Raw genomic sequence first — 20,806 nt, forward strand, 5'->3', positions numbered from 1 at the left:
CTGTCCAGTCAAGGACAGCGTCTGGAACACCAATTACAGCCGCCACAAGGCGGCGCATGGGAGGCAGCCTTGAAAGCATTGTACTTGCGTAACGCAGCACTGGCCGCAATCGTCGCCTCGGCCGCCGTGCCGAACCTCGCGCACGCCCAGCAGGCCGAGGAGCAGTCTGCCACCGGCCTCGCCGAAATCATCGTGACGGCGCAGCGCAGGACCGAGAACCTTCAAGACGTGCCGATCGCGATAACGGCGGCCAACGCCGAAACCCTCGCGCAGGCGCGCGTCGAAAACGTCGCCAACATTCAGGCCATCAGCCCCTCGATCAGCTTCCGCGTCACCAACATCGCAACGTCGAGCGCGAACCTCATCATCCGTGGCCTTGGCACGACCGGCAACAGCCGCTCGTTCGAAGGTTCGGTCGGCGTTTTCATCGACGGGGTCTATCGCACCCGCGCGGCAGCGGCGCTGCAGAACTTCCTCGACATTGACAACCTGCAGGTGCTGCGCGGCCCGCAGGGCACATTGTTCGGCAAGAACACTACTGCCGGCGCGCTGTTGCTCGCCTCGGCATCGCCATCGCTCAACGACGTCAATGGTGCCGTTGAAGTGACCTACGGCAATTACGATACGCTGATTGCCCGCGGCGCCATCAACGCTCCGCTTTCCGACAAGGTGGCATTCCGCATCGCCGGACTCGCCTCATCGGCCGATGGCTTCTTTACCGACAGCACCACCGGCCAGAGCCTCAACGACAACAAGACCCGCGCGGTCAAGGCGCAGTTGCTGTTCGAACCGAGCGAGGATCTCACCGTCCGCCTGATCGGCGATTACTCACACAGCCAGGGCAACTGCTGCTACGCCACCTCGGCGTTCATTGATGGTCCGACCCAGCCGATTATCGACCTGCTGACGCTCTACCAGCCGGCCAGCAGCCAGCAGTTCCTCGGCGTGCTTGCCGGCCTGATCCCGGCCTCGTCGATGACGCCGACCGGCCGCAAGCTGCCCGCGCGCGATCCTTCCAAGTTCGAGCAGACCCTGAATGGCAACGGCCAGCAGGAGATCGAGGATTACGGCGGCACCATGCTGATCGACGCTCAGGTTGGCGAAGGGACGCTGAAGTCCGTCACGGCTGTGCGCAAGTTCACCGTCGACCAGCGCGATCTCGACCCTGATTTCTCGGGCGCTGACATCTTCCGCTACAACGAAAGCTTCTCCAGCCGCTTCATCTCGCAGGAACTGACCTACAACACCAAGATTCCGGCGCTCAACGCCGAGGCGGTCTTCGGCCTGTTCTTCTCGGACGAGAAGCTCAAGATGGGGCGCAGCCTGCCTTGGGCCAACCAGGCGCAGTTCTACTGGGATGCGATCTTCGCCAGCCTCGGCGTCGCGCCGGGCACCGCTAACGCCGCCCCCGGCACGTGGACCACCGAGCGCATGGGCGGCACGGCCAAGTCCTATGCAGGCTTTGCCCACCTCGATTTCGCGGTGAACGACAAGTTCAACGTCATCGCTGGCGTGCGCTACTCGATCGAGAAGAAGCGCGGCTTCTTCAACAACGCCTTCTATCGCCCGAACCCGACGGATGTGTTCACCCTGCTCGGCATCGCCCCGTCGCCGGCATACGACGCCACGACGACCAACAAGGCGCTTTCGGGCACTCTTGGCCTTCAGTACCGTCCAAACGACGATATCATGCTCTATGCAACGTACAACCGCGGCTTCAAGGCGGGCGGCGTCAACATGGACGTCAACGCGGCGGGCACGCTGATCAACAACGCGGCTGTCTACAATGCCCTGCCCGCCGCCATCCGCATCGGCTTCTTCGGCAATGCGCCGGCACAGGCCCCGCTCAACCCGCGCTACAAGCCGGAGAAGGTCAACGCATTCGAAGTCGGCGGCAAGTTCCAGTACCTCGACGGACGCGCCCGCACCAACATCGCCTTCTTCTACTATGACCTGTCCGATCTCCAGATCGCGCAGTTCATCGGGCTGCGCTTCACCGTGCTCAATGCCAAGTCGGCAAAGGACTACGGCCTCGAAATCGAGAACCTGTTCCAGATCACCGACAGCCTGACGCTCGGCCTCGATGGCACGTGGATCCCGCATGCCCAGTACGGCAAGGATAGCAACATCGACCCGGTCCTGTCGGGCTCGCGCTTCCGCTTCAGCCCGAAGTTCTCCGGCAATGCCACGCTGAACCTGGACCAGCCGGTCAACGACAACCTTAGCGTGCTGGCCCGCGTGCAGGCGCAGTACCAGAGCCGCCAGTTGATCAGCACGGCCACTTCGGCCGAACAGGGCGCGGTGACCTTGGTCAACGCCAATCTCGGGTTCAAGCTGCCCAAGACCGGCCTGCTGATCGAAGGCTGGGTGCAGAACCTGTTCGACAAGACGTGGTTCACCCAGTCCTTCCCGACGCCGCTCCAGACCGGCGATCAGAACGCCTATCCGGGCTCGCCACGCACCTACGGCATCCGCGTCCGCGCTTCGTTCTGACCTCGCAGGAATGGATGCAAAGACCCTCGCTTTCGAAAGATGGCGAGGGTCTTTTGCGTGGCGAATGGGCCATTAAGCTGACTGCACAGAGTCGCATGCAGCGGCCGAAAGGGAGAATGATGATCGACGATACAGACTTCACCGGCAGGCATGTCCTTGTCGTCGGCGGCTCCAGCGGCATTGGCAACGGCATCGCCCACGCCTTCCGCGAACGCGGTGCCACGGTCCACGTCTGGGGAACCCGGCCGAGGACGGAAGACTACGATCCTGCCGAAGGGTCCGATCTCTCCGGTCTCGGTTACACCTGCGTCGATGTCGGCGATCCTGATGCCATCGCGGCCGCCCCGTTCCCCGCTTCCAGCCTCGATGTGCTCGTCCTTTGCCAAGGCACCGTCGTCTACAAGCGCGGAGAATTCGCGCGGGAAGGCTGGGACAAGGTCATGGCCGTCAATCTCGACAGCGTGATGCACTGTTCGATGAAGTTCCGCCCGCAGCTTGCCGAAAGCAGCGGCTCGATCATCGTCGTAAGCTCGATCTCCGGTCTCAAGGCCAATATCGGCAACCCCGCCTATGCTGCCTCCAAGGCCGGCGCGATCAGCCTGACCAAGACGCTGGGGCAGGCGCTCGCGTCTGAGGGTATCCGCGTCAATGGCCTCGCCCCGGCTTGGTCGACACCAAGCTGACCAAGGTCACCACTGCCCACCCGCAGCGCCTAGAGGGGGCGCTCGCCAGCATTCCGCAACGCCGGATGGGCACCCCTGCCGACATGGCCGGTGCCGCAATCTTCCTCGCCTCCCCGCTCGCTTCCTACGTCACTGGCCACACTCTCGTGGTCGACGGCGGCCTCTCGCTCTGAAAGATTTCCGGATGCACTTCGAACATACCGACAAGGTCAAGGACCTGCTCGCTCGCCTCGAAGCCTTCATGGACGAGCACATCTATCCGGCCGAACAGGATTATTATGACTTCGTCCATGACCAGCAGAACCTCTGGGCCGAATGGCCGGGATGGAACCGCTCAAGGACAAGGCGCGCGCGACCGGCCTGTGGAACCTGTTCCTGCCCCATGAATATGGCGCATGGTCACCCGGCCTCACCAACTTGGAATACGCGCCCCTGGCCGAAATCATGGGCCGCGTGCCGTGGTCGAGTCAGGTATTCAATTGCTCCGCTCCCGATACCGGCAACATGGAAGTTCTTGCCAAGTTCGGCAGCCCCGAACAGCAGGAGCGCTGGCTGCGCCCGCTCCTCGAAGGCACGATCCGCTCGGCCTACGTGATGACCGAACCGCAGGTCGCCTCGTCCGACGCCACCAACCTCGAACTCTCGATCATCCCCGATGGCGAAGACTACGTGATCAACGGGCGCAAGTGGTGGATTTCCAACGCCATGCACCCCCGCTGCGAACTGATGATCGTCATGGGCAAGACCTTCTTCGACGGACCGCGCCACAGCCAGCACTCGCAGATCCTCGTCCCGCGCGACACGCCCGGTGTTACCGTGGTTCGCCACCTCAAGGTCTTCGGCTCGCACAATTCTCCGGGCGGCGAAGTCGAACTGCGCTTCGACAACGTCCGCGTGCCACGCGCCAACATGGTTCTTGGCGAAGGACGCGGCTTCGAGATCGCGCAAGGGCGCCTTGGGCCCGGCCGCATCCACCACTGCATGCGCTCGATCGGCCAGGCGCAGCGCGCGCTCGAATGGATGGCCCGGCGCGCCGACAGCCGCGTCGCTTTTGGCAAGAAGCTTGCTGACCAGTCGAGCGTGCGGCAGGACGTCGCCCGCTCCTTCTGCGAGGTGGAAATGGCCCGGCTGCTAACGCTCAAGGCGGCCGATGCGATGGATCGCAAGGGCAACAAGGAAGCGCGAGACCTGATCGCCGCGATCAAGGTGGTCGCGCCGTCGATGGCACAGCAGGTCGCTGACCGCGCGATCCAGGTCCACGGCGGGATGGGCGTCAGCGAGGACGGCCCGATGGCCTACTTCTTCACCCTCAACCGCTACGTCCGCCTCACCGACGGCCCGGAGGAAGTGCACATGAGCCAGCTCGGCAAGCTCAAGATCGCCGAATACGTCGCCTCGCACGCCCGCTGAAGGACCCGCTGCCATGAAAGCCCTGCGTTATTACGGCGCTCGCGACATCCGCCACGAAAGCATGGACGATCCCGCGCTCCACTCGGATCGCGATGCCATCGTCAAGGTCGATGCCTGCTCGATCTGTGGCTCCGACTTGCACATCTATCATGGCCACGGCTTCTCCGAAGACGTCGGCTTTTGCGTCGGCCACGAAGCCGTGGGTGAAGTGGTCGAGGTCGGCCGCGGCGTCCATCGCCTGAAGGTGGGCCAGAAGGTGATGATCCCGGCGGCGGTCGGCTGTGGCGCCTGCCGATCCTGCCTCGCAGGCGTGGTCAACACTTGCGAGAACAACGGATCGGGCTGCTACGGCCTTTCGGCAAGGCTGCAAGGATCACAGGCCGAAGCGGTGCGCGTGCCCGCCGCCGATGCCAACGCCGTTGCGATCCCGGATGGCGTCAGCACCGACCAGGCCCTGATGATGACCGATGCCCTCGCAACCGCATGGTTCGGCGCGCGGCAGGCGGACATCCGCCCCGGCGCTTCAGTGGGCGTGATCGGCCTAGGCCCGATTGGCCTGATGGTGGTGGAAAGCGCCTTCGTCATGGGGGCGCATGTCGTCTACGCTATCGACCCGGTGCCTGAGCGCCGCGAGATTGCCGAAAGCCTCGGTGCAATTGCTCTTCACCCGGACGAAGCTGGAGCGCGGATAAAGGAAGACACCCACGGCAGGCGGCTGGACTGCGTCGTCGAAGTCGTCGGCGCCGATGCCACGGTGGACATGGCCCTGCGCCTGGTCCGCGTGCGCGGCACCGTCTCGGTCATTGGCGTCCAGCAGTCGCGACGCTTCCCCTTCCCGCTGGAACGCGCCTTTGCCGGCGGCCTGACCTTCCGCGTCGGCACCTGCTCCGTGCCCGAGGAACTGCCGGCGCTGTTCCCGCTGGTCGCCTCGGGCCGCCTCAAGCCCGAACGCTACATCAGCCACCGCCTGCCCCTGTCACGGGGCGCCGAAGCTTACCGCCTGTTCGAGGCGCGCGAGGCAGGTGCGCTCAAAATGGTGCTGGCCCCCGACTGACCCCTCCTCCGTGCCGCGAACCACGGCCCGATCCGGCGCATCGCCTCTTCCACCAGAGGCGTCGAAACTGCGAAGCTGAAGCGGATGAAGCGTTTGCCGTTGACTGGGTCGAAATCGATCCCCGGCGCTGTCGCCACGCCGGTATCGCGCAGCAGTTCCTCGCACAGCGCCAGGCTGTTGTCGGTGAACTCGCTCGCATCGGCATAGATGTAGAACGCGCCATCGGGCGGCGCGATGCGTCCGAGGCCCATGAGGGGCAGCGCCTCCAGCAGGATCGACCGGTTCCGGGCATATGTCTCGACATGCCCGTCCAGCTCGTCACGACACTCGAACGCCATGAGACCAGCCTTCTGCGCCAGCACCGGCGGCGTCAGGAACAGGCTGCCCATGCGCGCCCGCGCCGCATCGATCAGCGTGGGCGGCACGACCAGCCAGCCGAGGCGCCAACCCGCCATGCTGAAGTATTTCGAGAACGAATTGACGATCACCGCATCGGGCAGATGCTCGAGCATCGACGCCGCCTTCGCCCCATAGCTCAGGCCATGGTAGATCTCGTCGGAGATCACCCTGATCCCCTTCCGGCGACAAACCTCGGCAATTGCCGCAAGCTCTGCAGGCTCGATGATCGTGCCCGTCGGATTGGCCGGGCTCGCCACGATCAGTCCATCGGGCGCCGGGTCAAGCGCATCGACCGCCGCCGCAGTGACCTGAAACCTCTCGGCCGGGCCGCAATCCATCTCGACCGGCTCGAGGTACATGGCCTTCAGCGAGTTGCGGTAGGCAACATAGCCCGGCCGCGCCAGAGCGATGCGCGCACCCGGCCGGAACAGGCACGACAACGCCATCACGAAAGCGGGCGAAGCGCCACACGCCAGGATCACCTGCTCGCGCTCCACCGTAACGCCATAGTTCTCGGCATAGCTGCGGGCGATGCGGTCCTTCAGGGCCACGCTCTCCCAATAGCCCATCGCCTCGCTGTCGAGCACCTCGTGCGCCAGGGCAATCGCCTTGGCCGGAGCGCCGGTCGAAGGCTGGCCGAACTCCATATGGATGACACTGGCTCCCGCCGCCTCCATATCGTGCGCGATGCGGGAGACGGCGATAGCGTGAAACGGTTCGACTTCGGCGATCATCGCAGCGTGCTAGTTGCCACCGAAACAAGTTGCAACCCTGCCGACCGCGCCGATAACCTGCCGCCGATGCAGCGCCTCAAACTGAAGATCCAGCTCTACTGTGGCGACGAGATTGCCATGGGCCCCGGCAAGGCCGACCTGCTCGATGCGATCGACCGCGCAGGCTCCATTTCCGGCGCAGCGCGCGCGATGGACATGAGCTACCGCCGCGCGTGGCTGCTGGTCGATGCCATGAACCGCTGCTGGCGAGAACCCTTGGTCGAAACCTCTCCCGGCAGCGCCAAAGGCGGCGGGGCGAGATTGACCGCACTGGGAACTGCCGTTCTGCAACACTATCGCGCGCTGCAAGAACGCCTTGCGGGTACGTCGGATTGCCCGGACTATGCCGCGTTGGCAGGCGCCATGCTCAAGGAGCCGAAAGCAAGCCAGAAGGCCTAGCGCCCGACCGGCCCCTTCCACAGCACACCGTCCTTCATCACCAGCGAGACCTTGCGGATCACGCTGATGTCGGTAAGCGGATTGCCCTCCACCGCCACCAGATCGGCCAGCATTCCCGTCTTCACGCTGCCGAGCCGGTCAGCGATGCCAAACATCTTCGCATTGCCCGACGTTGCCGCGATTGCCACCTCGGCAGGCGTCATCCCGCCTTTGACCATCAATTCGGCCTCCCGCGCGTTGTCGCCATGGGCATAGACGCCGACGTCTCCGCCCACGCAGATGGCGACCCCGGCCTTGCGCGCCTTGACGAGCGCGTCGAAACCCTCCCGCACGCCCTTGGGCACCGGCGCCTCGCCATTCCATCCGCGATAGCGCGCAATCGCATCACCTGCGGCAAGCGTCGGACAGAAGCCAACGCCCTTGGCCTTCATCGCCGCGAACATCTCCTGCGTCCCCTCGTCGCCGTGCTCGATCGTATCGACACCGGCTGACACGGCGCGGCGCATGCCCTCTGCCGTGCTGGCGTGGGCAACAACCTGCCGTCCGGCCCCGTGCGCGGCCTCAACCACGGCCTTCAGTTCCGCTTCGGTAAATGTAGGTCGGCTCGGCTCGCCTGGTCCCCAGCGATAGTCGGCATAGACCTTCACAAGGTCCGCCCCGGCGCCGATCTGCCGCCGCACGGCATTGATCAGGTCCGGCCCGCCCGCTTCCTCTGCTCCCAGAGGCACAACGACGCCCGGCTCAAAGCCGCGCGGCCCATAAGCTCCCGGCGCGACGATGGCGCGTGTCGCCACCAGCATGCGTGGCCCCGGCACGATCCCCTGCTCGATTGCCCGCTTCAGCCCGACATCGGCATAGCCCGCCCCTTCGGTGCCAAGATCGCGCACGGTAGTGAACCCCGCCATCAGCGTCACCCGCGCATGGACAGTGGCGCGAGCGGTGCGCAGCGCAATCGGCTCGTGCAGGACCTGATCGTCCCAGGCCGTCTCGTTGTAGGGGTGAAGGAAAAGGTGCGAATGCCCCTCGATCATGCCCGGCATGAGAGTCGTGCCGGGCAGACCTATGACCGAAGCCTCGGCTGGGGCGACGATGTCAGGGCCGACCGCTTCTATGCGGTTGCCTTTGACCAGAACCGCCCAGCCCTTGCGCAGCACTGCGGTCTCGCCATCGAATACAGCGTCCGGCCGCAACAGGGTCAGCGCTTCGGTACGATCGCCGGCAGACGACGGGGCCGCAAGTGTGAGCGTCGACGCCAGGGTCAGGGCTGCAGCAAGAACCTGTGTGACAATCCGCATCCGCCATCCTTTCGAATGGCGCCATCATACCTGCGCAACAAGGAGCGGCAACCAGCGGCGCCGTCCTTTTTCCCTCGGCCCGGATTCAGGCCGCTTCCTCGTGCCGCAGTTCCGCAAGCTGTGCGTCGGTCCGGGGCAGGATGCCCATGCCGTTCACAGTGCGCCGATCAAGATGCTGAAGCTGCATGTCAGGGCTTTGGCGGGTGAGTTCGCGCAGATGTTGCACGCGGATCACCGCCATCACGCAGCCGAGCGTTGCAATGGATACGCCCAGCCGCCAGATCGCGAATTGCCCGCTTTGCACGGTCGAAAGGAACTCGGCGAAGCACTGCCATACCGTCACAGCACCAAGCAGCTCGGTCGCTCGCTGACGGGGAGCGGCCAGCAGCAGCGAGCACGCCAGAAAGAACGACCCGACCCCGGCTGTCGTCACGGACAGCTCGTTTGTCACATAACCGAAGCTGAGCGCAACCGCGCTGGCAACTGCAACAACGCGGGCGGTGCGGGAAATCTGACCAGGTGTCAGCAGATCGAGTGGGCTACGCATGCGCAGGATCATTGCCCAAGCCTCTCAACAATTCGTTACGGCACGAAAGGTCCAGAAACGATCCTAATAAATCCAAAAATTACAGTCCAAAGCAGAACCGACAGCCCAAGTGGCAACGCAAGGCGGACCCAGCCCGAGGCACTTTCCGGTGGCGAATCACCCTCCGCCTGCCCGAATCGCCCGGCCAACAGCTCATCCTGCAACTGATGGACTGGCGAACGAACAGGCGCGTCTTCCCGCCTGGCGGGTCGCGGCGCCGTGGTGGTCAGCGCGATGCTCTCGGCAACTTCTGATGGCCGTTCGGCAGACAGTACCGGCAATCCCGACATGATGGCTCCTCGACATCACAGTGCCACAAAGGTCACCAACAGCATCTGACCGCCAGCCTAAGGATTTACGCTTAGCCTCGTTGCGCCATGTCGAGCGGTTCGCCACGGACCGGGTATCCCAACCCGTCCGGGATCATCAGCCAGCGCCGCCCTTCCCGCTCTTCCACAAACGGACTGATCGTGCCGATCGGTGTCGTCTCGGCATGATTGCGCGCTTCGTCGTAGTTGCCGAACAATGCCAGGCGCTCAAGATTGCGTCGCGTCGGAAAGATGACCTTGATCTTGCCCGTCTCGGCAAGATCGAGAGCTTCCTGCGCGCTCGCCCAGAAGAGATGCCGGTTCTCGGTGGCATCAACCTCGACATCAACCGCACCTGTGCCAAGGTTGGCGAGATAGAAGCGAGTGTCGAAAATTCTTTCAGTCCGGTGCTTAGGCCACCAGCGGGCGAACGGCACCAGGCGATCTGCCTCAAGCTGCCAGCCAAACTCGGCCAGTACCGGGGCAAGATCACCGCCCGAAATCAGCATGCGGCGCGCTTCGGCCGCAAGCCTGCCATCAACTTCGCCCGATATGCCAACCACCAGGCCGGTCTCTTCCAGGGTCTCGCGGACAGCAGCCACTCGCGCCGCCAGGTCATCCAGGTCATCCCCACCGCCCCGTGCCAGGCTTTCCGCCAGCGTAAAGTCCGATGGATCGATCTTGCCACCCGGAAAGACGGTCGCGCCACCGGCAAACTTCAGACTGGCATTGCGCTCCACCATGAGAATCTGGGGCGCGCCACCGGCAGGGGCATGCCGGAAGATGATCACGGTTGCCGCGGGAGTGGTCTTGCTCAGCCAGTTTTCGGGCTCGATATCGTGCGTTTCCATCTTGGCAATCATGTCCCGCCAACGCGCGCTTGCCAAGCCTCGAGAAACTGTCGGATCGCTTTACATCGTCGCAATCGACATCATGACCTCGCGATAGGAAAAACCAGAAGAACAGGGCCATTCCGCAAACTGGCACGGAACATGCTTATGTCTCGATGTCCCGAAGAGTAGCTTCTTCTCGAGGCGGAGCCAGTCCCCCGGTCTCTATGGCTCCGCCTCTCCCGGGACCTCCCACAACAAGCAAGACATAAAAAAGACGCGACCGGCATTGCCGACCGCGCCTCTCAAAACGCTCTCGTTGTGGAGCTCAGGCTGCCTTGACGCCGGAATCTTCCATCAGCTGCTGCAATTCACCAGCCTGGAACATCTCCATCATGATGTCCGAACCGCCCACGAACTCGCCCTTGACGTAAAGCTGCGGGATCGTCGGCCAGTCGGAATACGCTTTGATGCCGCTGCGGATTTCCATGTCCTGCAGCACGTCAACCGAGGCGTATTCGACACCCAGATGCTCGAGGATGGCAATGGCCTTGCTGGAAAAGCCGCACTGCGGAAACAGCGGCGTGCCCTTCATGAACAGGACGACGTCGTTGCCGTTGACGATTTCGGAGATGCGCTGCTCGGTCGACATGGTGGATGAGTTTCCTTTCCGCCCTCAGTTGGGAACGGCAGTGGTCAGTTGCAAGGCATGAAGCTCGCCGCCCATGCGCCCGCCCAGCGCATCATAGACCAGCTTGTGCTGCTTGACGCGGCTCAGGCCAGCAAAGGCGGCAGATGTGACACGGGCGGCATAGTGATCGCCGTCGCCCGCAAGGTCCGTGATCTCGACCTCTGCGTCCGGCAAGGCCGCACGGATCATCGCCTCGATCTCGGCCGCAGGCATTGCCATCAGGCTTCGCCCATCAGCTGGCGGCGAGCGTCGACCTGCTTGGCTTCCATCGCCGCGCGGATTTCCGCTTCGTCGGTTTCGATCCCGGCCGAAACCAGGTCGCCCAGCAGCTTGCGGATGACGTCCTCGTCGCCGGCTTCCTCGAAATCGGCCTGCACGACCGACTTGGCATAAGCCTCGGTCTCGGCTGCATCGAGGCCCATGCGCTCGGCGGCCCAGGTGCCCAGCAGACGGTTGCGGCGGGCGTGGACGCGGAACATCATTTCCTCGTCACGGGCGAACTTGGCTTCAAAAGCCTTCTCGCGATCGTCGAACGTGGTCATCGGCCGGATATCCTTCGTAAAAGGGTTTCTCCAGCCGATAATCAGCGAGCGCGTTCCCTGCAAGGCGTCACGAAAAGAAACACTGCCCGGAGTGTGAAAGGCTGGCAGGCCGGCTCAGATCCGCCCGCGGCGAATGTCGAGCAGGACCCCGCCTTCGCGGCTCACATCACAGGAGAAGCGGTCGCCATTGCGCAGCGTGCCGGACACCCGGTAGCCATCGCCATTGCGAGTAGCGTCGTAGACCTCGTCCACCTCACCCGTCCGCTCGGCTTCGGTGACGCAGGAATCCACCGCGTCGTTCAATCCGCGCGAGCCGACGCCTGCCCGGCTGTCATCTCGCCAGTCGTCAGGCTGCCGGTCGCGCTGAACGTCCCGCTGATCGTTGCGCTGATCGACCTCGGGGCGATAGCGATAGCCATCGTCCTCGGACGCATTGCGCTTCTTCTCGGCCTTGCTGGCAGCCGTGGCGATCGCCGCGATGCCGCCGATGATCAGCAGCCCGGCCAGCACATCCCCGCCGTCAACGCCGCCGCGATCGCGGTGCCATCCGCGTCCGCCCCAGCCGCCGCGATCCCAGCGTCCATGGGCTTCGGCAGCAACTGGCAGTGCCGTTGTCGCCAGCGCGGCCAGCGCCATTGCAATCCTGGAAAAACGTCCCGCCATCATCATCCCTCCACAACCGACCGCCTGCCCCGATCCATGGGCTGGCCGTCGGCGCCCGTCATTCCTGCAGGGCTAGGCGGCCCAGGCTTTCCGATGCCTGAACCGCCTGCCTTTTCATGAGTCAGAGGCCGCGAATGCCGCTGTAGTCGAGGTCGACCACCCGGCCCCGCTCCACCTTGCACTTGAACGAGCCGCTGTCGTAACCGCGCAGGGAGTTGTTCCAGCCGCGATAGTCGCCGCCCCAACCGTTACCGTAGTAGCGGTCGCCAGTGCGCCAATCGCGCCCGCGCGTGTTCACCGCGATACGACCGCGCACTTCATAACCCCAGCGGGTGTTCCTCACGTCGCGGATGTCGGTAACGTCGGCCCGGCCATAGCTGTACCGGGCGGCGTTGCGCTCTGCCGCGCGGACGCATTGTTCGATTGCCTGGCGCGGATTGCCGCGGCCATAGTAGCCATCGCGATAGCGCCCGTCGTTCCAACCGTCCCGGCCCCTCCAGTCCCTATTGGGCCAGTCATCGCCATAGCCATAGCGGTCATAGTCGCGGTCGTTGTTGTTGCTTGCCGCAGCAGCGATGGCGGCAATTCCGCCGATCACCAGCGCTCCAGCGATGATGTCACCTCCGTCGATGCCGCCGCGATGATCGCGGGCAACTGCGGGAGAGGCCGAAGACACCGCGACCGCGGCGGCGGCAGCAGTTCCGACCAGGGCCTTGGAAAAAGTCTTCATGGCTCAGATCCTTCAAAGCGGCGGGCCTTTCCCGCCATGCATGAAGGTTTGCCTGATTCGCCGTGATAAGACGCTGAACCGGGCCGACAGGATTTGTTCATATAAACACCCACCAACCTGAACGGCATCACTTGCCCTGCGCGCCAGCCGGCAACCCCGTCCAGTAGGCCAGAAACGAAAGCACATCCGCGCCCGTGCCGATCACCTTGTCCACCGGCTTGCCCGCCCCGTGCCCCGCGCGGGCCTCCACCCGCAACAGGCGCGGCCGCTCACCGATGTCAGCCGACTGCAGCGCCGCCACATACTTGAAGCTGTGCGCCGGGACCACGCGGTCATCATTATCCGCAGTGGTCACGAGGATGGCCGGATAGGTCCTGCCCCCGATGATGTTGTGATAGGGCGAATAGCTGCGCAACGTATGCCAGTCCCCCTCGCGATCAGGACGGCCATAATCGTCAACCCAGAACCGGCCCGAGGTAAAACGGTCAAACCGCAGCATGTCCATCACGCCGACATCGGGATTGGCCGCGGCGAACAGGTCGGGCCGCTGGTTCACGACTGCTCCCACCAACAGGCCGCCATTCGATGCGCCCTGGATCGCAAGGCCGCCCTTGGCCGCGATGCCTTCCTTCACAAGGTATTCGCCCGCCGCGATAAAGTCGTCGAAGCTGTTCTGCTTCTTCTCGCGCCGCCCTGCTTCGTACCAGGTGCGCCCCAGCTCGCCGCCGCCGCGGATGCTTGCCAAGGCGAACGCTCCGCCCGCCTCGAGCCAGGCCATGCGCACCGGCGAATAGCCCGGCGTCAGGGCAATGTCGAAACCGCCATAGCCATAGAGCAGGGTCGGCAGCGGCTTGCCTGCCGCCGCCAGCGCCTTCTTGCGCACGACGTAAAGCGGCACCATCGTCCCGTCCTTCGAAGGGTACTGGCGCTGCTCGACCAGATAGTCTGCCGGATCGAATGCCATCTTGGGCACAGCAAACGGTGTCACCGCGCCGCTCTGCAGGTCCATGCGGTAGATCGCGGGCGGCAGGTTGAAGCTGGTGAACTGGTAGAACGTCTCCGCATCGCCCGGCCGTCCGCCGAAACCGCTTGCCGTGCCGATGCCGTTAAGCGTGATCGCCTTGCCCGGTCTGCCCCTGCGATCGGTCATCACCGCAATTGTCTGGCCATCCTTCAGGTAGGACAGCAGGAAGCGGTCGCCGATCATCCGCGCGCCTTCCAGCGTATTGCCGCGCTCGGGCACGACCACGGTCCAGCCCTTCCGGGGTTGGGCAAGGTCGATATTGACCAGGTGATAGTTCGCCGCGCCACGATCGGTCAGGAACCACAAGCGATTGCCTATTCCTGCCACCAGGCGCCAGTGATCGGCGATCTCCGGAACCAGCGGCTGGACGATCCACTGCCCTGCCCGCCTGCCACCAAGCTGGATCAGATGCACCGCGTTGCGCTTGTCGGTGCTGACCTCGCTGATCACCACCGCCCAGCGTCCGTCACTCGTTACCAGCGCCTTGTGGCTCAACTCCGGCTGCCCGGGCGTTGCGTGAACCAGTTCGTCCCGATCCTGCGCAGTGCCTACCCGATGGAACCACACCGCCTTGTTGAAGCGCGGCGCCCGCGGATCATCGCCCGGCCGTGGCGCGGGAAAGCGGGAATAGAGGAAACCCTCGTCGCCCACCCAGGCAATATCCGTGTCGTTGGCCCAGGCGATGCGCTCATCAAGGATGCGTCCGGTCCCGACATCGACGACGCGCAAGGTGCGCCAGTCACTGCCCGCCTCCTGCTCCGCAAAGGCAACGTACCTACCCGAGGGCGATGGCTCCCATTGCGCCAGTGCCAGTGAACCATCGGCACTCCAGCCATTCGGATCGATCAACAGGCGCTGCCTGCCCTCCACGCCCTTGCGGACCCACAACGCCGACTGGTTCTGCAACCCGGAATTGCGTGTGTAGAAATAGCTGCGCCCCGCCTTGCGCGGCAGGCCATAGCGCTCAAAATCAAACAGGGCGCGAATGCGACTGGCAAACCGCTCACGGCCGGGGAGCCTTGCCAGATATTCCCCGCTCAAGGCGTTCTGCTCTGCCACCCACGAAGCAACCGCGCCATCGGTGCGCGGATCGGCTTCAAGCCAGCGGAAGGGATCGGCAACCCGCTGCCCGAAAACCTGCTCGACCAGCGCATCGGCCCGGGTCGCTGGATAAGCTGTCTTCGGCAGGACAAGCATGGCCTTGCCGCTGCCGGGGCTGGAGCCGCCAGTGGCCTCAGGAAAGGCCGCTTCGGAACTGTCCGCAACTGCCCGGCCTGCTGACAGCAGCGCCGCCAACAGAAGTGCGCCGCCCAACAGGCCGCGCGCAGACCTTGCCATCTCCCGCATCATCGTTGGCACAAGCCTAGCACAACGCAACGTGCTGCGGGAGATGCCCTTATCCCTCAGTCCGTGGCTTTCAGCCCCGTCCAATGCGCCAGAAAGGCATAGACGTCAGCCGTTTCCTCGATCAGCTTCGAGATCGGCTTGCCGGATCCGTGCCCCGCGCGGGTTTCGATGCGGATCAGTTGCGGCATCGGCCCAAGTCCGGCGGCCTGAAGCGCGGCGGCATACTTGAAGCTGTGCCCCGGCACCACGCGGTCGTCGGTATCCGCCGTCGTCACCAGCACCGCCGGATATGGCGTGCCAGCCTTCACGTTATGATAGGGCGAATAGCTGCGCAGCAAGCGCCAGTCAGCCTCCTTCTCCGGAAAGCCATAGTCGAACACCCATTCGCGCCCCGCCGTGAACTTGTCGAAGCGCAGCATGTCCATCACGCCGACCGCCGGATGCGCCGCCGCAAACAGGTCGGGCCGCTGGTTGACGACTGCTCCGACCAGCAGGCCGCCGTTCGAACCACCCTCGACCGCAAGGCCCTCCTTGCTGGTCACGCCACTGGCCTTCAGCCATTCGCCGGCCGCAATGAAGTCGTCGAAAACGTTCTGCTTGGTCGGGCCCTTGCCGGCGAGGTGCCATGCCTCGCCGTACTCTCCGCCACCGCGCAGATTTGCCACGGCATAGGCCCCGCCTGTCTGCAGCCAGGCCATTCGCGCGGGCGAATATCCCGGCAGGATCGAAACGTTGAACCCGCCATAGCCATAGAGGATGGTCGGCACCGGCCCCTTCAGATCCTTGCGCCGCACCACGAACATCGGGATTTTCGTGCCGTCTTTGGAAGGATAGAATACCTGCTGCGTTTCGAACTGCGCCGGATCGAACGCCAGCTTGGGTGCTTCCCACACGCTGGCCGATGCCGGCTTGGTCGCGTCGAAGGCATAGATTGTCGCGGGCTGGGTAAAGCCGCTGAACGCGAAGTAACCCTGTCGCTCACCCGGCTCCCCCACAACGCCGGCAATACTGCCGATCCCCGGCAAGGCCACCTTTGTCACGCCTTGGCCATCCAGCCCCGCCAGGCGCATCTCGGCCTTGACGTCGCGCAAGTAGTTCAGCACCAGCCGATCACCGACGATGCGGGCTCCGTCCAGTACGGCCTCGTCCTCACTCACGACCGGAGCGAACACCGGCTCTGCGCCGGAAAGGTCGACCATCACCACCGCTTTGCGCGGTGCATCCTTGCTGGTCATGAACCACAGCCGGTCGCCGATACCCTCGACCAAGGTCCATTCGTCGGCCAGCGAAGTGATCAGCGGGCGAACCTTCCAGTCGCCCTTGCCGATCGCGGCAACGCCAACGGCATTGCCCTTCTCGCTACCGGTGCTGGTCGAAACAACCAGCCAGCGCTGATCGTGCGTCACTTCGGCCGAGTGATAGAGCCGGGGATTGTCCGGCGTCGCATGGACCTGCCGGTCCTCGCTCTGTGCCGTTCCCAGTTTATGGTACCAGACCGACTGGTTCGAACTGACCGCCTGAAACGCCTCGCCCGCCTTTGGTTCGGGAAAGCGCGAATAGATGATCCCATCATTGCCCGCCCAGGCCAGCCGCGAGAACTTCACGTGCTCGATCGTGTCCGAAAGCACCTCGCCGGTCTCGACGTCGATGACCTTGATCGAGCGCCAGTCCGTCCCACCATCCTGCACCGAATAGGCCACCTTGCTGCCATCGTGCGAGGGCACCCATTCGTCCAGCGCGGTGGCACCATCCTTGGCCCATCCGTTCGGATCGATCAGCACCCGCCGCCCCCCACGGCTGTCGCCATTGCCATCAGCGTTGCGCACGTAGAGCACGGACTGATTCTGCAGTCCGGAGTTGTGCCGGAAGAACACGTGCTTGCCCGCCTTGACCGGCAGGCCATAGCGTTCGAAATCGAAAAGCTTCATCAGCTTCTGCTCGAACGCAGCACGCTCGGGCAGCGCCTTCAGGTATGCGTCGGTGAACTTGCTCTGCTCATCGACCCAGGCCGCGACCTTGGGGTCGACACGTACGTCCGCTTCCAGCCAGCGATAGGGGTCCGCCACCTTTTCGCCGAAGAATGTCTCGGCCACCGGGCCTCGCTCGGTCTCGGGATAGTTCACGGCTGTTTCTCCGGCATGGGCAGGTGCAGACAGGCTGACGGCCGCCACCGCAGTGGCGAACAGGAATTGGCGCAAAGGCATGGGAAGGCTTTCCGGTGAATCATTCGGTTGCAGCCGAAACTAGCCGCCTCCCTGTTACGCACAAGTCCCACGCAAGAAAAACGGGCGGAGCCAATGGCCCCGCCCGTCAATCTCGTCGCTCGAACCGAAGCGCGAATTACGCGGCTTCGTATTCGTCTTCATCGGCGGTCATCACCGGGCCCGAATCCTGGCCCTTGGCCGAGGTATCACGGTCGACCAGTTCGATCACGGCGATCGGCGCCGCGTCCGAAGCGCGGATGCCAGCCTTGATGATGCGGGTGTAGCCGCCGTTACGGTCGGCATAACGCTCGGCCAGAACGGTGAACAGCTTCTGCAGCTGGGCGTCGTCAAGCAGACGGGCATGGGCGAGACGACGGTTCGAAAGGCCGCCCTTCTTGCCAAGCGTGATCAGCTTTTCGATGTAGGGGCGCAGTTCGCGCGCCTTCGGCGTCGTCGTGGTGATCTGCTCATGCTTGATCAGCGCAGCAGCCATGTTGCGCAGCATCGCGATGCGGTGGGCAGAAGTACGACCCAGCTTACGCTGGCCAAGTTTATGACGCATGGTATTTCCCTTCCGTTCGTAGGGGGGCCGTACGAGGTACCCCGATCCAGGTCAGTTAGCGGGCTGACCAAATCCCGTAATTCGCCAAGCCAGGCTCGGCTGAAACCATTTGGGCCCGGTGGGAGCGAGAAGCGTGGTTTCCGAGCACCGGAGCGCAGCGTACTTTCAGTACGTGAGCACCGGAACGCAGGAAACCGCGCTTCGCAGCCCCGCATGGGCCGAATGGATCAGCCGAGAAGCTCCTGCTCGAGCTTCTTGGCCATCTCTTCGATGTTCTCCGGCGGCCAGCCGGGGATGTCCATGCCGAGGCGCAGGCCCATCGACGAAAGGACTTCCTTGATCTCGTTGAGCGACTTGCGGCCGAAGTTCGGCGTGCGCAGCATCTCGGCTTCGGTCTTCTGGACCAGGTCGCCGATGTAGATGATGTTGTCGTTCTTGAGGCAGTTGGCCGAACGGACCGACAGCTCGAGCTCGTCGACCTTCTTGAGAAGGTAACGGTTGAGCTGGTTGGCATCGCTCTCTTCCGGCGCATGGGCAGCAACGCCGCCGGCAACCGAGGGAACGTGGCCGACCGGCACCTGGTCGTCGAAGTGGACGAACAGCGCGAGCTGGTCCTGGAGGATGCGCGCGGCATAGGCCACGGCGTCTTCCGGGGTGATCGTGCCGTCGGTTTCGACCGTCAGGTTGAGCTTGTCGTAGTCAAGCTCCTGACCGATACGGGCGTTGTCGACCTTGTACGAAACCTGGCGAACCGGCGAATACAGCGAGTCAACCGGGATCAGGCCGATCGGCGCGTCAACCGGACGGTTCGACACGGCGGGGACATAGCCCTTGCCGGTGTCGACGGTCAGTTCCATGTTGAACGTCGCGCCTTCGTCGAGATTGCAGATCACGAGGTCCTTGTTCATGACCTCGATGTCGCCGGTAACGGCGATGTCGCCTGCCTTCACTTCGCCCGGGCCAGTGGCCGAGAGCTGCAGACGCTTGGGGCCTTCGCCCTGCATCTTGAGGGCAATCTGCTTCACGTTGAGCACGATGTCGGTCACGTCTTCGCGGACGCCAGCGAGCGACGAGAATTCGTGAAGGACGTTCTCGATCTTGATCGAGGTAACCGCCGCGCCCTGAAGCGAGGAGAGCAGCACGCGACGCAGCGCGTTGCCGAGGGTGAGACCAAAGCCACGCTCAAGCGGTTCGGCGACGAAAGTCGCGCGGCGCTTGGCGTCGTTGCCCGGCTTGATCTCGAGATTGTTGGGCTTCTTCAGTTCCTGCCAGTTCTTGATGTTGACAGTCATGGAATTCCCCTGGGGTTTGTGCGGGCTTTTGCCGGTTGCCGGGATGCTTAATTCCCGGCTCCGGTCGAGATATTGGGTGAAAGGGGCGCCGGTACCTGCACCCCATCCACCATAGGCAGGATCAGACGCGACGACGCTTCGACGGACGAACGCCGTTGTGCGGGATCGGAGTCACGTCACGGATCGCCGTGATGGTGAAGCCGACCGCCTGGAGTGCGCGCAGGGCGCTCTCGCGGCCCGAACCCGGACCCTTGACTTCGACTTCGAGGGTGCGGACACCATGTTCCGCAGCCTTCTTGCCGGCATCGTCAGCTGCGACCTGCGCAGCGTACGGCGTCGACTTGCGGCTGCCCTTGAAGCCCATCATGCCGGCCGACGACCACGAAATGGCGTTGCCCTGAGCATCGGTGATGGTGATCATGGTGTTGTTGAAGCTGGCGTTTACGTGCGCGACACCGCTGGTGATGTTCTTGCGCTCGCGGCGCTTAATGCGCTGAGGTTCGCGTGCCATTGTTTACTATCCTCGAGAAACTGGGACGGAAGAAGGACCTGAAAAGGTCTTACTTCTTCTTGCCGGCGATCGGCTTGGCCTTGCCCTTGCGGGTGCGGGCGTTCGTGTGCGTGCGCTGACCGCGGACCGGCAGGCCCTTGCGGTGACGCAGACCACGATAGCACGCGAGGTCCATGAGGCGCTTGATGTTCATCGCCACTTCGCGACGAAGATCGCCTTCCACGGTGTGCTCGGCATCGATCGTTTCGCGGATCTGAAGGATCTCGGCGTCCGAGAGATCAGCCACGCGACGGGTGTGTTCGATACCCAGCTTGTCGGCGATCTGCTTGGCCTTGTGAGCGCCAATGCCATGGATATAGGTGAGCGCGATGATCACGCGCTTGTTGGTGGGGATGTTGACCCCGGCAATACGAGCCACTTGCTTCTCCGTTTGCTCCACAGGCCGCGCGAATCACTCACGCCGCCTATCTCATCGCGAAAACTCACTCGGGAAATCCCGGATTTCTGCAATATTTCAGAGCCTTGACCCTGCACCTGCAGATTGCGTCCGGAAATGAGTGAAAGGCGCGATTAGGCGGTTTCGACTGCAACGTCAACCGCTACGCAAGCACAAAAGCCGGACTGCGCGCCGTTCGTGGCACGGTCCTGCTCGGATATGGAGCAACCTTTACCCCAATCGCGGCGCGAGGTCAAAACCCCCGGCGCGCAGTTTCACTCGGCCGAAGCAATGACCCTTGCCCACCATATCGTCGCGGTGGGCTACGTCGTGACGCGCGACGTTCCGGGTGACTTCATCGGCCCGGGCAACCCCGCCCGCATCGTGCGGCAGGGCATAGACGCGGGATGGCTCGGCCGCCTGCTCGAAGCCCACATCAACCAGCGCCTGATGCATGCGCGCGAGGCGATCAAGCTCAGGCTGGCAAAGCGCGGTCCGATTGCCCTCGATGCCACGTACGACACCGACGACTGACCTCCAACCTTACCGATTGTCACCACCCCGATCCATATTA

The 20,806-nt window shown here is 63.8% G+C and carries 19 protein-coding genes and 2 pseudogenes; 6 read left to right on the top strand and 15 right to left on the bottom strand.

Translation table 11 applies throughout. The annotated features are described in order from the left end of the window. Positions 1 to 69: 69 nt before the first annotated feature. From C7W88_RS15405 to C7W88_RS15420, 4 genes and pseudogenes are all read left to right on the top strand, one after another. Complete coding sequence (locus C7W88_RS15405) at positions 70 to 2,493, top strand: TonB-dependent receptor (RefSeq protein ID WP_240344705.1); 2,424 nt, start codon at positions 70 to 72, stop codon at positions 2,491 to 2,493. Positions 2,494 to 2,612: 119 nt separating this feature from the next. Continuing rightward, positions 2,613 to 3,349: pseudogene (locus C7W88_RS15410) on the top strand (SDR family NAD(P)-dependent oxidoreductase). 11 nt (positions 3,350 to 3,360) lie between these two features. Then, positions 3,361 to 4,586 (top strand): annotated as a pseudogene (locus C7W88_RS15415) (acyl-CoA dehydrogenase family protein). Positions 4,587 to 4,599: 13 nt separating this feature from the next. Then, the gene (locus tag C7W88_RS15420; protein WP_118074219.1) at positions 4,600 to 5,640 is read left to right on the top strand and encodes an alcohol dehydrogenase family protein; all 1,041 of its coding nucleotides are present in this window, start codon (positions 4,600 to 4,602) and stop codon (positions 5,638 to 5,640) included. Here the strand turns inward: C7W88_RS15420 and C7W88_RS15425 are convergent. Further along, positions 5,580 to 6,773, bottom strand: coding sequence for an aminotransferase class I/II-fold pyridoxal phosphate-dependent enzyme (locus C7W88_RS15425; protein WP_118074220.1), 1,194 nt, complete (start codon positions 6,771 to 6,773; stop codon positions 5,580 to 5,582). The two genes, C7W88_RS15420 and C7W88_RS15425, sit on opposite strands and share 61 nt — an antisense overlap. Before the next feature lie 66 nt (positions 6,774 to 6,839). On the opposite strand from C7W88_RS15425, the gene C7W88_RS15430 reads away from it, so the two are divergent. Beyond that, positions 6,840 to 7,211, top strand: coding sequence for a winged helix-turn-helix domain-containing protein (locus tag C7W88_RS15430; protein WP_118074813.1), 372 nt, complete (start codon positions 6,840 to 6,842; stop codon positions 7,209 to 7,211). Here C7W88_RS15430 and C7W88_RS15435 read toward each other — a convergent pair. The 14 genes from C7W88_RS15435 to rpsM form a co-directional block, all read right to left on the bottom strand. Continuing rightward, positions 7,208 to 8,506: an amidohydrolase family protein gene (locus C7W88_RS15435; RefSeq protein ID WP_118074221.1), complete on the bottom strand. Its 1,299-nt coding sequence runs from the start codon at positions 8,504 to 8,506 to the stop codon at positions 7,208 to 7,210. The genes C7W88_RS15430 and C7W88_RS15435 overlap by 4 nt on opposite strands. A gap of 85 nt (positions 8,507 to 8,591) precedes the next feature. Continuing rightward, a complete protein-coding gene (locus tag C7W88_RS15440; protein ID WP_118074222.1) occupies positions 8,592 to 9,065 on the bottom strand; it encodes a hypothetical protein in 474 nt (157 codons plus the stop codon). Positions 9,066 to 9,453: 388 nt separating this feature from the next. Continuing rightward, positions 9,454 to 10,251, bottom strand: a complete 798-nt coding sequence (locus C7W88_RS15445) for an NUDIX domain-containing protein (RefSeq protein WP_205525197.1) — start codon at positions 10,249 to 10,251, stop codon at positions 9,454 to 9,456. A 307-nt stretch (positions 10,252 to 10,558) separates the two neighbouring features. After that, positions 10,559 to 10,882, bottom strand: coding sequence for a Grx4 family monothiol glutaredoxin (gene grxD / locus C7W88_RS15450; protein WP_118074223.1), 324 nt, complete (start codon positions 10,880 to 10,882; stop codon positions 10,559 to 10,561). Between the two features lie 24 nt (positions 10,883 to 10,906). Continuing rightward, entirely contained in the window at positions 10,907 to 11,140 is a 234-nt protein-coding gene (locus tag C7W88_RS15455; RefSeq protein ID WP_039335197.1) for a BolA family protein, read from the bottom strand. Further along, complete coding sequence (locus C7W88_RS15460; protein WP_039335200.1) at positions 11,140 to 11,463, bottom strand: DUF1476 domain-containing protein; 324 nt, start codon at positions 11,461 to 11,463, stop codon at positions 11,140 to 11,142. The genes C7W88_RS15455 and C7W88_RS15460 overlap by 1 nt, the downstream gene beginning before the upstream one ends. Before the next feature lie 114 nt (positions 11,464 to 11,577). Beyond that, a complete protein-coding gene (locus tag C7W88_RS15465; protein WP_205525198.1) occupies positions 11,578 to 12,126 on the bottom strand; it encodes a hypothetical protein in 549 nt (182 codons plus the stop codon). 121 nt (positions 12,127 to 12,247) lie between these two features. Further along, positions 12,248 to 12,856: a hypothetical protein gene (locus C7W88_RS15470; RefSeq protein WP_118074225.1), complete on the bottom strand. Its 609-nt coding sequence runs from the start codon at positions 12,854 to 12,856 to the stop codon at positions 12,248 to 12,250. Between the two features lie 127 nt (positions 12,857 to 12,983). After that, on the bottom strand, positions 12,984 to 15,218 hold the full coding sequence (locus tag C7W88_RS15475; RefSeq protein ID WP_118074815.1) for a prolyl oligopeptidase family protein: 2,235 nt from the start codon (positions 15,216 to 15,218) through the stop codon (positions 12,984 to 12,986). Positions 15,219 to 15,283: 65 nt separating this feature from the next. Further along, a complete protein-coding gene (locus C7W88_RS15480; protein ID WP_118074226.1) occupies positions 15,284 to 17,431 on the bottom strand; it encodes a prolyl oligopeptidase family protein in 2,148 nt (715 codons plus the stop codon). Between the two features lie 136 nt (positions 17,432 to 17,567). After that, on the bottom strand, positions 17,568 to 17,993 hold the full coding sequence (gene rplQ / locus C7W88_RS15485) for a 50S ribosomal protein L17 (RefSeq protein WP_118074227.1): 426 nt from the start codon (positions 17,991 to 17,993) through the stop codon (positions 17,568 to 17,570). A 227-nt stretch (positions 17,994 to 18,220) separates the two neighbouring features. After that, entirely contained in the window at positions 18,221 to 19,285 is a 1,065-nt protein-coding gene (locus C7W88_RS15490; protein WP_039335210.1) for a DNA-directed RNA polymerase subunit alpha, read from the bottom strand. Between the two features lie 121 nt (positions 19,286 to 19,406). Continuing rightward, a complete protein-coding gene (rpsK, locus tag C7W88_RS15495; RefSeq protein WP_008065643.1) occupies positions 19,407 to 19,796 on the bottom strand; it encodes a 30S ribosomal protein S11 in 390 nt (129 codons plus the stop codon). A gap of 49 nt (positions 19,797 to 19,845) precedes the next feature. Then, entirely contained in the window at positions 19,846 to 20,214 is a 369-nt protein-coding gene (gene rpsM, locus C7W88_RS15500) for a 30S ribosomal protein S13 (RefSeq protein WP_039335281.1), read from the bottom strand. A 309-nt stretch (positions 20,215 to 20,523) separates the two neighbouring features. Here rpsM and C7W88_RS15505 point away from each other — a divergent pair, with 309 nt between their 5' ends. Beyond that, a complete protein-coding gene (locus C7W88_RS15505; protein ID WP_118074228.1) occupies positions 20,524 to 20,766 on the top strand; it encodes a hypothetical protein in 243 nt (80 codons plus the stop codon). The last annotated feature ends 40 nt before the right edge of the window (positions 20,767 to 20,806 follow it).

The organism is Novosphingobium sp. THN1 (genome assembly GCF_003454795.1).
Lineage (GTDB): Bacteria > Pseudomonadota > Alphaproteobacteria > Sphingomonadales > Sphingomonadaceae > Novosphingobium.